The organism is Collinsella sp. OM08-14AT (assembly GCF_003438115.1).
In the GTDB taxonomy this organism is placed as follows: Bacteria; Actinomycetota; Coriobacteriia; order Coriobacteriales; family Coriobacteriaceae; genus Collinsella.
The window spans coordinates 49,766-63,072 of record NZ_QSTE01000015.1; the positions used below are offsets into that span (position 1 = coordinate 49,766).

Annotated in this window: 13 protein-coding genes, 4 tRNA genes and 1 pseudogene; 13 read left to right on the top strand and 5 right to left on the bottom strand. The window is 56.6% G+C overall.

Features of this window, described 5'->3' with window-relative positions:
- Positions 1-27: 27 nt before the first annotated feature.
- The 13 genes and pseudogenes from DXC18_RS08520 (at position 28) to DXC18_RS08580 (ending at position 7,381) form a co-directional block, all read left to right on the top strand.
- The gene (locus DXC18_RS08520; protein WP_117583103.1) at positions 28-612 is read left to right on the top strand and encodes a hypothetical protein; all 585 of its coding nucleotides are present in this window, start codon (positions 28-30) and stop codon (positions 610-612) included.
- A gap of 781 nt (positions 613-1,393) precedes the next feature.
- A tRNA-Tyr gene (locus DXC18_RS08525) sits at positions 1,394-1,475 on the top strand.
- A gap of 10 nt (positions 1,476-1,485) precedes the next feature.
- A tRNA-Thr gene (locus tag DXC18_RS08530) sits at positions 1,486-1,561 on the top strand.
- Between the two features lie 3 nt (positions 1,562-1,564).
- Positions 1,565-1,641 (top strand) — tRNA-Met (locus DXC18_RS08535).
- A gap of 96 nt (positions 1,642-1,737) precedes the next feature.
- Positions 1,738-2,928 carry an elongation factor Tu gene (gene tuf, locus DXC18_RS08540; RefSeq protein WP_117563790.1) on the top strand — a complete coding sequence of 397 codons (1,191 nt, stop codon included), beginning with the start codon at positions 1,738-1,740 and terminating at the stop codon, positions 2,926-2,928.
- A 279-nt stretch (positions 2,929-3,207) separates the two neighbouring features.
- Positions 3,208-3,357 carry a 50S ribosomal protein L33 gene (gene rpmG, locus DXC18_RS08545; protein WP_022093895.1) on the top strand — a complete coding sequence of 50 codons (150 nt, stop codon included), beginning with the start codon at positions 3,208-3,210 and terminating at the stop codon, positions 3,355-3,357.
- A gap of 13 nt (positions 3,358-3,370) precedes the next feature.
- Positions 3,371-3,446 (top strand) — tRNA-Trp (locus tag DXC18_RS08550).
- Between the two features lie 76 nt (positions 3,447-3,522).
- Positions 3,523-3,861, top strand: coding sequence for a preprotein translocase subunit SecE (gene secE, locus DXC18_RS08555; protein WP_117583102.1), 339 nt, complete (start codon positions 3,523-3,525; stop codon positions 3,859-3,861).
- Positions 3,862-3,864: 3 nt separating this feature from the next.
- A complete protein-coding gene (gene nusG / locus DXC18_RS08560) occupies positions 3,865-4,401 on the top strand; it encodes a transcription termination/antitermination protein NusG (RefSeq protein ID WP_099432095.1) in 537 nt (178 codons plus the stop codon).
- Positions 4,402-4,521: 120 nt separating this feature from the next.
- A complete protein-coding gene (gene rplK, locus DXC18_RS08565) occupies positions 4,522-4,950 on the top strand; it encodes a 50S ribosomal protein L11 (protein WP_022093893.1) in 429 nt (142 codons plus the stop codon).
- A 117-nt stretch (positions 4,951-5,067) separates the two neighbouring features.
- Positions 5,068-5,775 (top strand): 50S ribosomal protein L1, encoded by a 708-nt coding sequence (gene rplA / locus DXC18_RS08570; protein WP_022093892.1) that lies wholly within the window; start codon positions 5,068-5,070, stop codon positions 5,773-5,775.
- Positions 5,776-6,240: 465 nt separating this feature from the next.
- A pseudogene (locus tag DXC18_RS08575) lies at positions 6,241-6,807 on the top strand (hypothetical protein).
- Positions 6,716-7,381, top strand: a complete 666-nt coding sequence (locus tag DXC18_RS08580) for an isocitrate/isopropylmalate family dehydrogenase (RefSeq protein ID WP_226790685.1) — start codon at positions 6,716-6,718, stop codon at positions 7,379-7,381. Before DXC18_RS08575 ends, DXC18_RS08580 begins: the two are co-directional and overlap by 92 nt.
- Positions 7,382-7,732: 351 nt before the next feature.
- Here DXC18_RS08580 and DXC18_RS08585 read toward each other — a convergent pair whose 3' ends face one another.
- From DXC18_RS08585 to DXC18_RS08605, 5 genes are all read right to left on the bottom strand, one after another.
- A complete protein-coding gene (locus DXC18_RS08585) occupies positions 7,733-8,863 on the bottom strand; it encodes a DUF4179 domain-containing protein (protein WP_117583100.1) in 1,131 nt (376 codons plus the stop codon).
- Complete coding sequence (locus tag DXC18_RS08590; RefSeq protein ID WP_117583099.1) at positions 8,844-9,404, bottom strand: RNA polymerase sigma factor; 561 nt, start codon at positions 9,402-9,404, stop codon at positions 8,844-8,846. The genes DXC18_RS08585 and DXC18_RS08590 overlap by 20 nt, the downstream gene beginning before the upstream one ends.
- A 232-nt stretch (positions 9,405-9,636) precedes the next feature.
- Positions 9,637-10,347, bottom strand: a complete 711-nt coding sequence (locus DXC18_RS08595) for a metallophosphoesterase (RefSeq protein ID WP_117583098.1) — start codon at positions 10,345-10,347, stop codon at positions 9,637-9,639.
- Positions 10,344-12,263 (bottom strand): BMP family ABC transporter substrate-binding protein, encoded by a 1,920-nt coding sequence (locus tag DXC18_RS08600; RefSeq protein ID WP_117583097.1) that lies wholly within the window; start codon positions 12,261-12,263, stop codon positions 10,344-10,346. Before DXC18_RS08600 ends, DXC18_RS08595 begins: the two co-directional genes overlap by 4 nt.
- 94 nt (positions 12,264-12,357) lie before the next feature.
- Entirely contained in the window at positions 12,358-13,125 is a 768-nt protein-coding gene (locus DXC18_RS08605; RefSeq protein WP_089572515.1) for a mechanosensitive ion channel family protein, read from the bottom strand.
- Between the last annotated feature and the right edge of the window lie 182 nt (positions 13,126-13,307).

A 13,307-nucleotide genomic window follows, 5' to 3' on the forward strand; every position in this document is an offset into this window, starting at 1 on the left:
CAGTTGCTTTCTGATTGGGGCGTTGAGATGCCGACAATTATCGATATCGATCAGTTTCCGTCGACCGAAGAACGACGTTACGCGGTGGCGTGGCTGGATTCTCCGATGCCACATTACGGGAAGCTTGTCTTGGTGGGCAATTGGGTCCTCGAGACTGAGTGCCTGCATATCCGCTTCTCGGACCCAGATGATATCTCGAAGCGCCCTTTTATCGGTCTCGGCTGGGATGGGGTCGATATTCCGCTTGATGAGCTTTTTGCCGAGGATGTTATCCCTGTTCCCGTCAAGCGGCCGAGCGGGCGACGTGACATTTCGAGTCTCTTCGGCATGCTCGACCCCCAGGTCGAAAGCATTCTCGGTAGAGAGCGATATGAGGATGACGATGGAGAGTGGGCCGACGTGTCTTCCCAGATTGTTCGCTCGATGACTCCGGCTCGCGAAAAAAACTGGCGGGCAGAATCCGAGATGTGGTTGAATACACGTTTTGGCCATCGTCTCAGCAAGGAGGATTTCGAGGCTATCTTCGAGATTCGCGGATTGGAGCCAAATGAATGGACCGGTCGGTTCGTTGAAGATCTGCTGCCGGTCAAATCAAAATGGCGTCGCTGGTGAATCTTATCGCTCGGGAATTTGTTTGCCTGCGCAGCGGTCTGCCAGTCGTCGATTCGAGACTCAAGTTCGGTATGTTCAAGGCTCGGGCCTGTTTCTTTTAGGTCGATGCGCCTTCGGACTAGTCGTCCATCCCGTCTTTGGTTCATCTACATCTGTAACACCAAGGCGACCAATTCGCTCCCACCTGTTACGGATCGAGATGAAAGAATGGGCCCTGCCCATTTGTCTCAATCTGTAACAGGTAGAAGCAGAATACTGGCGTAGATGTTACAGATTGAGATATAGAGTCGGGTTAGCTGAGAAATGTCTCCATCTGTAACACGAAGGGGCGGAAAACCGTTCTTACTGTTACAGGATGAGACGCGAGCTGGGGTCTCTGCGTAATATCTCAATCTGTAACAGATAGGGGAGAAAATGTTCTCTAGATGTTACAGATCGAGACAAAGGCCGGACCGGCCTTAACCATCCACACCCGAATCTGCCGCGGAAGCCCGATCTCGACCTATATATAGGTGCAAATGAGTCGTTACCGAAGTAATATCCTGTAGGCTCACTCCACCGTGACAAAGTGTTCCCTCGGGAAATGTCACCGCTACATGTAAATCCACCGTCCTTCATATCTAAACTCAACAAAACCGCAGGTCAAAGGTATATAGATACGCCCGGAACCGTGTATCTAGAGGTTTTCGTTGACAGCCCCCAAGGTTGCATCGTATTATCTTTTTCGTTCGCGGGGGCGGCGGTCCAAAAGACCAAAGAACCTGCGGATACTTGAACGATTGGGAGTTTGCCCGAGTGGTTAATGGGGACGGGCTGTAAACCCGTTGGCTCTGCCTACATAGGTTCGAATCCTATAGCTCCCACCCGTCAAGTGCCTGTATAGCTCAGTCGGTAGAGCACTTCGTTGGTAACGAAGAGGTCACCAGTTCAAGTCTGGTTGCAGGCTCCATCCGGCGGTGTAGCTCAGTTGGTTAGAGCACACGGTTCATACCCGTGGCGTCACTGGTTCGAATCCAGTCACCGCTACCATAGGTAACACGGTGGCTTCTCAATAGTATGTTGAGAGGCCACTATGGTATAAAGGCAAAGTCCCGTCCGGGGACGACCTGTTAAGAGGAGGGCTTTATGGCCAAAGAGAAGTTTGAGCGCACTAAGCCGCATGTTAACATCGGCACCATTGGTCACGTCGACCACGGCAAGACCACGCTGACCGCTGCCATCACCAAGGTTCTCTCCGAGACCGAGGGCTGCAAGGCTGACTTCACTGCGTTCGAGAACATCGACAAGGCTCCCGAGGAGCGCGAGCGCGGCATTACGATCTCCGTCTCCCACGTCGAGTACGAGACTGCTGCCCGTCACTACGCTCACGTTGACTGCCCGGGCCACGCTGACTACGTCAAGAACATGATTTCCGGTGCTGCTCAGATGGACGGCGCTATCCTGGTCATCGCCGCTACCGACGGCCCCATGGCTCAGACTCGCGAGCACATCCTGCTCGCCCGTCAGGTCGGCGTTCCCTACATCGTCGTCTTCCTGAACAAGTGCGACATGGTTGACGATGACGAGCTCATCGACCTCGTCGAGATGGAGACCCGTGAGCTTCTCTCCGAGTACGATTTCCCCGGCGACGACATCCCCGTCATCCGTGGTTCCGCTCTGGGCGCTCTCGAGGGCGACGCCAAGTGGATGGACGCCATTCGCGAGCTCATGAACGCTGTCGACGAGTACATCCCGACGCCTGCTCGTAACAACGACCTCCCGTTCCTGATGGCCGTTGAGGACGTTATGACCATCTCCGGCCGTGGTACCGTTGCTACCGGCCGTGTCGAGCGCGGTGAGCTCAAGCTCAACGAGCCCGTCGAGATCGTCGGCATCAAGGATACCCAGAACACCGTTGTTACCGGTATCGAGATGTTCCGTAAGTCCATGGACTTCTGCGAGGCTGGCGACAACGTCGGTCTGCTGCTCCGCGGCATCAAGCGCGAGGACATCGAGCGCGGCCAGGTTCTCTGCAAGCCCGGTTCGGTTACCCCGCACACCAAGTTCACCGGCGAGATCTACGTTCTGACCAAGGAGGAGGGCGGCCGTCACACCCCGTTCTTCGATGGTTATCGTCCTCAGTTCTACTTCCGTACCACCGACGTTACCGGTACGGTCAAGCTCCCCGAGGGCACCGAGATGGCTATGCCTGGTGACCACATCACCATCGAGGGCGACCTCATCCACCCGATCGCCATGGAGGAGGGCCTGCGCTTCGCTATCCGCGAGGGTGGCCACACCGTCGGTTCTGGCATCGTCTCCACGATCATTGAGTAAATTAGCTCTTTGATATAGCTGACTTAGAGAACCCGGCACTTATATGGGTGCCGGGTTCTTTTCTGCGATGGATATTGAGCCGTTGCTGGTGTCGAGAGGATTGATAATGGTCCTGGATGCACCGTCGATTAGCTCTCGATGGCTTCATTGATGTGTTCCAAATATGAATGGATCCACCGAGAACCAATTGACTCGAGGTTTTCATTGACAGCACTTACGTGGAGCTGATAAAGTAACAACTCGTGCCCGTACGGGGCGGAAATGAAAGGTTCAGGATACATGCGTACTCTAGTTACTCTTGCGTGCACTGAGTGCAAGCGCCGCAACTATACGACCACCAAGAACAAGTCGACCATGCCTGATCGTATGGAGATCAAGAAGTATTGCCCCTGGTGCCGTCACCACACGCTGCACAAAGAGACTCGCTAGTCTCTAGTCACATACGCCAGTAGTTCAATTGGTAGAGCATCGGTCTCCAAAACCGAGTGTTGAGGGTTCGAGTCCTTCCTGGCGTGCCAGTCATTATTCCGTAAGCTCCCAATTGGGGGCTTACGGTTTACTCATGTATAAGCGCATTGCGCGGAGGTAACCCAAATGGCCAACAAGAAGAACAAGAAGAAGGCTCAGCAGCCGGCACCTGCCAACAACGCTGCCGCCAACTCCAAGGTTGAGGCCAAGAAGGCCGTTGCCAAGAAGAACGAGAAGGCTGCGAAGTCCAAGAAGAACGAGAAGCCTGGTTTCTTCGCCCGCACCAAGAAGTATTTCGCTTCGGTCAAGTCCGAGATGAAGCGTGTCACGTGGCCCGATAAGAAGGAGCTCGTGAACTACTCGGTCGTCGTTTGCGCTTCTCTGATCGTCGTCGGCGTCGTCATCGCTCTGCTCGATGCTGGCTTTGGCGAGGCTCTTGCTCTGTTCTCTGGATTGAGGGGCTAAACCATGTCTAAGCGTTGGTACGTCGTTCACACTTACTCTGGATACGAGAACCGTGTTAAGTCCGATCTCGAGCATCGCATCGAGACTATGGGCATGCAGGACCGTATCTTTGATATCGAGATTCCTATGGAGCGCGTCACCGAGATTAAAGAGGGTGGCAAGCGTGAGACCAAGGATTCCAAGATTTTCCCGGGTTATGTCCTGGTCCGCATGGAGATGGATGACGATGCTTGGACGTGCGTTCGTAACACGCCTGGCGTCACCGGTTTCCTGGGCGGCAACGGCAAGCCCGCTCCGCTTTCTCGCGACGAGTACAACAAGATGACTCGTCGTCCCGGTAAGGGCGATTCGCCCAAGCGCACCTCGGTTGATATTGAGGTCGGCACGTCCGTCCGCGTCACCGATGGCCCGCTTACCGACTTTGATGGCAAGGTCTCCGAGGTTAACACCGAGGCTGGCAAGCTCAAGGTCACGCTGATGATCTTTGGCCGCGAGACGCCGGTCGAGCTCGACTTTAACCAGGTCGCTGTCATCGCTTAAGTTATCGTCCGTTCGCGCGAGCGTGCTTCTTCTGTGACTGCTCATCTCAGGAGTGCTTCTAACACGTGCGTGCTTACGATATAGCAAGTACTTCACACTCGTGATTCGAAAGGAATGACCATGGCTGAGAAGAAGGTTGCCAACGTCATTAAGCTCCAGATTCCTGCTGGAGCAGCTAACCCCGCTCCTCCCGTCGGTCCCGCCCTGGGCGCTGCTGGCGTGAACATCATGCAGTTCTGCCAGGCCTTTAACGCCGAGACGCAGGACAAGAAGGGCGACATCATCCCCGTTGAGATCTCTGTCTACGAGGATAAGTCCTTCTCCTTCATCACCAAGACCCCGCCGGCGGCTCACCTCATCAAGAAGGAGCTGAACCTTAAGTCTGGTTCCGCTAAGCCCCAGGCCGACAAGGTTGGTCAGCTCTCCCAGGAGCAGCTCACCAAGATCGCCGAGATCAAGATGCCGGACCTCAATGCCAACGACATTGATGCCGCCAAGAAGATCATCGCCGGTACCGCCCGCTCCATGGGCGTCACCATCGCTGAGTAGCGATTTCTTTAGGTAATGACGGGTGCTCCGACCGGGGCGCCCGTTATATGTGTGCAATAGGGCACACGATACGATGTGGGAGGGCTCACGCCCGTTTAACCACAGGAGGTAATGCACATGGCTAAGCATGGTAAGAGCTATAACGCCGCTGCCGAGAAGATCGACCGCGCCACGCTCTACACCCCCCTTCAGGCTGCCAAGCTCATCAAGGAGCTTGATACCGCCAAGTTCGACGAGACCGTCGAGGCCCACTTCCGTCTGGGCATCGATACTCGTAAGGCTGACCAGAACATCCGTGGTTCCATCTCCCTGCCCCACGGCACCGGCAAGACCGTTCGTGTTGCCGTCTTCGCCGAGGGCGAGAAGGCCCGCGAGGCCGAGGCTGCCGGCGCCGACATCATCGGTTCCGACGAGCTCGTCGCCCAGATCCAGAAGGGCGAGATCAATTTCGACGCCGCTATCGCCACGCCGAACATGATGGCCAAGGTTGGCCGCATCGGTAAGATTCTTGGTCCCCGTGGCCTCATGCCGAACCCCAAGCTCGGCACCGTGACCATGGACGTCGCCAAGATGGTCTCCGAGCTCAAGGCCGGCCGCGTTGAGTATCGTGCCGACCGTTACGGCATCTGCCACGTGCCCCTGGGCAAGAAGTCCTTCTCTGAGCAGCAGCTCGTCGAGAACTACGCCGCCCTGTACACCGAGATCCTGCGTGTCAAGCCCTCTTCTGCTAAGGGCAAGTACGTCAAGTCCATCTCCGTGTCTTCCACCATGGGCCCTGGCGTCAAGGTCGATCCCGCTGTCCAGCGTGACTTCCTGGCTGAGTAACTGCTAGTTACTGCCTGAACAAAGCAAGCATTGCTAAAGAAACCCGGTTCTGCCTCGCGCGGGACGGGGTTTCTTGCTTTTGAGTCAACGAAACCACCACGAAGGGGACAGACACCCTTGTGGTGGTTTTACTTGTGTTGTACTTTAGCGCGATGTAGTTCTACCCGAGGCCGAAGGGAGCCCAACATGTTTAAGAACACGCAACAGCTCCTAGGCCTAGCGCTACTAGATTGGATAGCGCGCTAGGGTTGTAATCTCGCTATAACGATTTGTTGTACCCGGGTGCGCTATCGTCTGCCGCTTTCAGGCGTGATGAGCGACATGGGTATTTTTCTATCTCTAGGCCTTCTCTCTCTCCTGAAAGCCATCTGTCATAAAACGGTCAATCAGGAGGAACATATAAGCCGCAAAATCACAATCTTTGACGCCACCCTGTGCGACGGTGAGCAGTCGCCGGGCGCCAGCATGAATACCGAGGAAAAGCTCTTCATCGCCCGCCAGCTGGTGCGCATGAACGTGGACGTTATCGAGGCGGGCTTTCCCATCTCGAGTCCTGGTGACTTTCGCTCCGTACAGGAGATTGGCAAGATTGCGGGCGACCGATGCACGGTATGCGGCCTGACGCGCGCTGTCGACAGGGATATCGAAGTGGCTGCAGAGGCGCTCAAAACGGCCCAGAGGCCCCGTATCCATACAGGGCTGGGTGTGAGCACCAGTCACCTGCGCGACAAGCTCCATATGACTGAGGAAAGGGCAATTGAGTGAGCGATCCATGCCGTCAAACATGCTCGCAAGTTCGTTGACGATGTTGAGTTTTATGCCGAGGATGCCGGCCGCTCCGATCAGGAGTTTCTGGTGCGCATTATCGAGGCGGCCGTAAAGGCCGGTGCCACGGTCGTGAACATCCCCGATACGATGGGCTACAACATGCCGTGGGACTTTGGCGCCCGCATCCGTGACCTGCGCGGGCGCTGCGGGTGCGGCCGGTCAGCGTGCGGTCGACGTGATGGAGTATCGCGAGTACGAGATTGAGCGCATTGCGCGCCAGGCATTTGAGGCGGCGCGCAAACGTCGCGGCAAGGTGACGAGCGTTGATAAGCGCAACGTGCTGGAGACGAGCCGCATGTGGCGCGAGATCGTGCATCGCGTGCAAGACGAGGAGTACTCCGACGTGGAGCTTGAGGACCTGCTCGTCGACAACGCCGCCATGCAGCTCATCAGTCGACCGGCAGACTTTGACGTCGTGGTGACGGAGAACATGTTCGGCGACATCCTGTCCGATGAGGCGGCTCAGATTACCGGATCGCTCGGTATGCTTGCCTCTGCCTCGCTGGATGATGGCGTATCGCTGTTTGGGCCGAGCGCTGGCAGCGCTCCTGACATCGCGGGGCTCGGCGTGGCCAATCCGCTGGCTCAAATCTTGTCGGTGGCGATGCTGCTGACCTACGCGCTCGACATGGGCGAGCAAGCCGCGTGGATCGAGAGCGCCGTGGCGCGCGTGCTCGACGAGGGCTGGCGCACCCGTGACATCGCCGATGTCAACACCCCGGCAGATAAGATCCTCGGCACCACGACGATGGGCGACAAGGTCGTCGCCGCGCTGTAGGCGATGCCGATTCAAGCTGTCAAATATCTCAATCTGTAACATCTAAGGGGCAAAATCGTTCCTACCTGTTACAGATTGAGATTTTCGGCCGAGCATCCGTGGTCTGTCTCGATCTGTAACAGCTAACCGATTATTTGGGCCCTACCTGTTACAGATTGAGACAAACCGTTGGGACAGGTCGGACGAGTCAGCAAAACCACCACAAAGGTGCCGGTCCCCTTCGTGGTGGTTTTTAGCGCAACGAGGTGTTCCCAGCCGACCATACGGGCGGCCTTGCGCTCACGCTGCTCGATGACAGCGCATCTTTAGACGCGAAGTGCGGAACCGGGTGCATATACGAGCCGCGTAGCGTTACGAATTCATGGGAATGACCGTATCGCCAATTTGTACGCTTGCAATCTTGTCTGTGTCACAAACTTGCGAGAACGGCCAGGTCTTGTGGACATCAGTGGTGCCGTTATCCAGTTTATTTGCGAAATAGCCGCTGTAGCTGGTTGCGTCCTCAACATGACCGTCTTTGAACGTCACGATGAGGGGTATGTTGCCAACGGCATCCATAGACTCCTCCATGTTTTGAGACATCTTGCCGCTGTTGTTGTCGTGTTCGATGGAACGATCTATGTTGTAGCGGACTGAAACGCCAACGCAGGATACGGTGGCCTCTTGAATCGTCGCCTTGGTGCCGTTAAAGTTGACCGATTTGGGCGCGGGAATCGTAACGGATGTATCTTCGTAATTCAGCTGGAACTTAAGATCCCATGGGCCCGTAAGTATTTTCTTATACTCGGGAAGCTCTTTGCCAGCACGTGGCACAACGAGAGAGTTGATATGCGTGCGGACGGTCCTGCCCATAAGGCCGGGTGATTCAACGCTGAACTGTGCAAAGTATTGAATGCTGGAGTCATTGGGGTTCTTGTCAATGAGCCATGATTGGCCTTGGCCGCCATGCTCGCCATCAACGTATACGTTTCCATCGACACTTCCGGCGATAGTTCCGTTCTCGCCCGGCTCGGAAAGCTTTTTCAGGGCAGCGGGATCGTCGAACGTAAGCGTATAGGCGATGGTAACCATATCCTTGTCGCCCATGATGGCGTCGGCGGTCACGGTGACTCCGTTGTTGGAGCAGCTAGCACCGACGGGCCGGCCAATACGGTCGATGATCTCGGTTTGAGAAGCAGGTCCGTCAAAGATGTCGGAAAGCATGTCAGAAGGAAGCGGCAGGACGCCTGTTGCCATAGCCGTGCCAGCGCCTCCAATGACGATAGCGAGGACTGCCGTTACAGCGGCAATGCGAGCGACTGTTCTTACGGGATGGCGGGCGATGCGCGGCTTGCGTCGCGTGCCATTAAAGTTGCTTTGAGCGGTCGCCGCATCGCTCGAGGCGACGGACTGAGCAATCGAGTTTGCCATGTGCTGCTTCGCATTATCGGTAAACGAAATGTGCTCCAGGGCGTGGCGATAGTCATTCGAATTCGTAGTCATTGTGGTCTCCTTTCAAGGAAAGCCGAAGTGACGCACGTCCGCGGCTAAGGTGCTGGGCGGTTGCAGCTGGCGTCGCGTGAACGGCGTCTGCGATTTCCCTGATGCTCATGCCTGCGTAGTAGTGCAAAAAGATGGCGATGCGCTGTGCTTGAGGCAGGGCCGTGACAGCGGAAAGAATGGCGCAGTCGCGTTGCGCGAATTCTTGCTCGGTATGTGTTACGGGTGCGCAGAAATCGGGGAGCGAATCGAGGTCGACAACCGGGTGATTCGCGTGCGTACGGCCGATATCGCGACATGCGTTCAGTGCGACTCGGATCACCCAAGCACGTTCGTGTTCGAGCGAGTCGAACGGTTGAGTGCGTTGGAGAATCTTGATCAGCGTGTCCTGGCAGATGTCTTGAGCGTCGTCAGCGGATCCAAGGGCCGAATAGCACAATCGAAGGATGAGGTCGGAATACGTGTCGACCAAGCGCTTTGCTTCCCGCTCGATCTGATCGGCATCGCATCGGAGCGTGCTATTGCGGTTACGGCGTGCAGGCATAGTGTCACCTCCAATTGGTCGTGGTGGATATAGGGAAGGCGTCTCGCGAGGTCCCTCTACATACAACACGGTCGAGACTGCATAAGTTGACAAAAAAAGACGGCACGTGAGCGCCGTCCTTACAAAACAATGAGTGTTCTCGTTAATTACACAAGCACCGTGATGGACAGGTCGGACGAGTCAGCAAAACCACCATAAAGGTGCCTATCCCCTTCGTGGTGGTTGTTGGCAGTTACCAGGGGGTTCTGGCGGTTGAAGACTCGATTGCTTCGTGGCGTTTGAGCTCGCGGCGCATGGTTTGCGAGTTGAGCCAGGCTGCCTGCCAGCCACGGATGGGGTAGCGCGCTTCATCCAGCTCAAACTGCGTATAGCCGCACGCGTTGATGATTGTTGTCCCGCATGCATGCTGGCGCTCACGCTGAAAGTCGCGACCATAGCATTGGTGCACATGCCCGTGCACCATGTAGTCGGCCCCCCAGGACTCAAGCGCTGTGTTAAAGCACTCAAACCCTCGATGCGGCAGGTCGTCCAGGTCGCCCATGCCTGCGACGGGTGCATGGGTAAGTAGAATATCGCATCCGTCTACCAGTGCGATTTTTCGCGATAGCTTGCGCATGCGTTTTGCCATCTCGCGCTCGGTATACATGTTCGCGCCGTCGCGGTAGCGCATGGAACCGCCCAGACCCGCAATGCGAATACCTCGGTACACATATACGCTGTCCTCAACACAAATGCACCCGCCCGGTGCATGGCGCGCGTAGCGGTCGTCGTGGTTGCCACGAACGTACACAAGCGGTTTGTTGATGACAGTGACCAAAAACTCAAGATAGTCCGGATCCAGGTCGCCTGCGGATAGAATCAGGTCAACGTCCTCAAAGCGCTCCTTGCGAAAACATTCCCACAGGCAGCGCTCCTCTACATCGGCAATGGCTAGGATATTCATAGGGCACGGACCTCCGGCTCGTTATCGAGCTGCGGAATCGAGCCTATAACGTTGTCAGCCAGCCAGTCCATCTCGACGATTTGCGTGCTCGGCAGCGGGGGAAAGCCCTCGATCTGCACCACGCCGTCTTGGCTATGGAGCTCGCCGCCAAATGGATTGATGGAGCCCTCGACGATGCCATTGCGGAGCAGCTGAACAAGCTTACGCGTCTGATAGGGCAGGCCCGGAGCGTAGCGAATGTCGATGACGCCCGAGCTCATACCATACCAGTAGTTGACGGCGCGAACCTGGCTGTTGTCACTGGTCTCATCCCAGGTGCCGTGCAGCAGACTTCGCACGATAAGCTCGTAGTATCGGCCCCAGTTCCATACCGGCATGGCGATGCCGGCGACCTTGCCATCGACCAGGCGGTGAAGTCCGTAGGCCGTAGGGTCTTCGAGCGACTTTGACATGTCAGCGCCGGTCATGACGCTCACGCCCTCGCGGCACATGGCCTCGGCAAGGCCTCCGGCGGGCACATCGCCCCAGGTCAGGATAATTTGCGCGCGGGGGTCGAGCAGCGAGGCGCCAATCGCAAAGGCGTTGATCTCGCTGAGCGCGCCCGAGGCGAAGACCGACGCGTGGTAGCCAATGCGGTGGTTGTCCGCCATGCTGGCGGCAAGGGCGCCCAGTAGGAACTTGGCCTCGTACATCTTTCCAAAGTACGAGCGGACGCTTTGGTGGGGAAGGCCGATTGAGCAGTTAAGGAACCGCACCTGGGGATACTCGACTGACGCCCTGAGCGTGTATTCCATGAGCCGGTGTGAGGTCGAGAAGATGACGTTCGCCCCGTGCTTTACGGCTGTCTCGACGGCGGCGTAGAACACGTCCGAATCGTGGCAGTCCTCGAACGCCTCGGTGCGCACGATGCCGCCAAAGTGCTCATCAAGATACCGGCGGCCCTGGTCGTGTAGGCTGTCCCAGCTCGACGTGGCACAGGGAAACTCGTGGATAAAGGCGATTCGCATGGGATTGGCAGTGGAGTAGACGGTCTTGCTCATAAAGAAGTTGAGCACGCCCGAGGTAGCTTTTGTCGGTGCGCCCTCTTTCTCGTTGGGCTGCGGCGCTTCGACAAGATCGACTTTGTCCTCGTCGCTTTTGCCGGCAATGACAAGCTCGCGCCAAATCTTGCACAGACGGTTGACGACGATATCCGTCGGCGTATCCAGCAGACGGTCCTGGTTGTAGACGTTGAGGTAGACGAGCATGGCATCGGCAGGCGTAATGTCCAAGTGGTCGCCGCCCGCGCGAAGATAGGCGCGCTTAAAGAGCAGGAAGGTGTGACGTAGGTAGTCGACCTTCTTTTGAGGCCATTTTTCGACAAGATCTTGGCCGAGCATTTTGGCAAGCATCTCGTAGCCGCCCTCGCGCGAAAACTCAATCTCGTACAGGGGGCATACGTACCAAAAGGCGCAAAACTCACCGTACAGGCGGCTCTCGACGGAATCCCACTTACCGGGGTACAGACGCGTCACCTTGGCCGAAACCGTCGGAGCGTCAAGGAATTTGAGGACGCTGACACGCTTGTTGCCCTCTTGGACGTAAAAGCGGTGCATGAACTCGGTGACGATGATGGGGTCGCGGTAGCCCTCGGAGATTTGGATATCGTAGAGGTTGGACCATTTGCGGGCGAATTCGGTATTCCAGGGGAGCAGCGGCATAAAGTTACACGAAAAGGCGGACTGGCGACCTTTGGTAACCGTGCCGACGACCATTTCGAGCGGAATGTCCCGCAGGCCGATGTTCTCGCGCTGCCCGCAGGGAAGCTGGGCGACCAAGCTGTCGAGGTCCGTAAGATATGGATGCTCGCTTTGGCTGATGGCGCGACGGCGTCCCTGTTCGCCGCGCTTGCGCGCTTGACGATAGGCCTCTTCCATGGTGTCTACTCCCTTAGTCGTTTAAACAACGATATGAACCATGGTACCACGATGCGAAACCACCACAATGGTGCCTGTCCCCTTTGCGGTGGTTTTAGGCGATGATGGGGGCGATGGCGCGGATGCAAGCGTCGGCTGCCGTGAAAGTGGTGCTGTCGTCGCTGACGATAAAGATGATTTTGCCCTTGACGCCAAAGTCGCCGATCTCGCTAAAGAGCACGTAGGGCTCCTTGTCAAAGCCAGAGATGGGAAGCACCGCGGCCTTGGTGGCGTCGGTAAGCTCATCTGCCAGCGCGTCCAACGAGGCCCACTTGGACGTGTCCTTTACGGCAACGGGCACGGCAACGCGCCCAAAGGGCATGAGGTGCACGAGCGTGTTCTTGGAGATATTTGAGTTGGGGACGATGATGGTCTGCCCGCAGGCGTCCTCGATGGTCGTATGGCGCCAGGTGATATCTTGGACCACGCCCGTCACGCCGCCGACCTCGATATTGTCGCCGGGTTTGATGATGCCCATAAAGGTCACCTGCATGCCACCGATAAGGTTTGACAGCGTGTCCTGAAAGCCGAGCGAGATGGCGATGCCGCCGACGCCAAGAGCGGCGACGAGGGCGTTTGCATTAATGCCAAAGCAGTTGTCGAGGATAAAGCTGCCGCCGATCATCCAAATGACGGCGCGCGCGATGTTGATGAAGATGCTTGATGAAGGGAGTGGGTTATCGTCGCGGTTGAGCAGGTGGTACAGGGTCTTGGACGCGACCTTGGCGGCAACGGCGGTGCCGATGGCCAAGATACCTGCCCAGATAATGTTGTGGACCCATCGTTGTGCAAAGAAATGAAGAATCGGCTCAAACAATTCCATGTAGAGAAACCTCCTAATGATCGTCCAACCATGATACCCATCAAGAAGCCCGTCCGATCAAATTCGGACGGGCTTCTGTGCTCGATATGGGGGTTAGCGAAAACCGCCGCAAGGGCGTCTGTCCCTTTGCGGCGGTTTTGACGTTTGCGCAGATAAAACCTGCCAAAATAAACCTGTCCCTT

Bases quoted from the DNA above. Each gene is read 5' to 3' on its own strand.
- DXC18_RS08605 (WP_089572515.1), bottom strand. From the start codon at position 13,125: ATGGAATTGTTTGAGCCGATTCTTCATTTCTTTGCACAACGATGGGTC.
- rplK (WP_022093893.1), top strand. From the start codon at position 4,522: ATGGCTGAGAAGAAGGTTGCCAACGTCATTAAGCTCCAGATTCCTGCT.
- DXC18_RS08520 (WP_117583103.1), top strand. From the start codon at position 28: ATGCCGACAATTATCGATATCGATCAGTTTCCGTCGACCGAAGAACGA.
- rpmG (WP_022093895.1), top strand. From the start codon at position 3,208: ATGCGTACTCTAGTTACTCTTGCGTGCACTGAGTGCAAGCGCCGCAAC.
- secE (WP_117583102.1), top strand. From the start codon at position 3,523: ATGGCCAACAAGAAGAACAAGAAGAAGGCTCAGCAGCCGGCACCTGCC.
- nusG (WP_099432095.1), top strand. From the start codon at position 3,865: ATGTCTAAGCGTTGGTACGTCGTTCACACTTACTCTGGATACGAGAAC.
- DXC18_RS08590 (WP_117583099.1), bottom strand. From the start codon at position 9,404: ATGCCTGCACGCCGTAACCGCAATAGCACGCTCCGATGCGATGCCGAT.
- DXC18_RS08585 (WP_117583100.1), bottom strand. From the start codon at position 8,863: ATGACTACGAATTCGAATGACTATCGCCACGCCCTGGAGCACATTTCG.
- DXC18_RS08600 (WP_117583097.1), bottom strand. From the start codon at position 12,263: ATGGAAGAGGCCTATCGTCAAGCGCGCAAGCGCGGCGAACAGGGACGC.
- tuf (WP_117563790.1), top strand. From the start codon at position 1,738: ATGGCCAAAGAGAAGTTTGAGCGCACTAAGCCGCATGTTAACATCGGC.
- rplA (WP_022093892.1), top strand. From the start codon at position 5,068: ATGGCTAAGCATGGTAAGAGCTATAACGCCGCTGCCGAGAAGATCGAC.
- DXC18_RS08595 (WP_117583098.1), bottom strand. From the start codon at position 10,347: ATGAATATCCTAGCCATTGCCGATGTAGAGGAGCGCTGCCTGTGGGAA.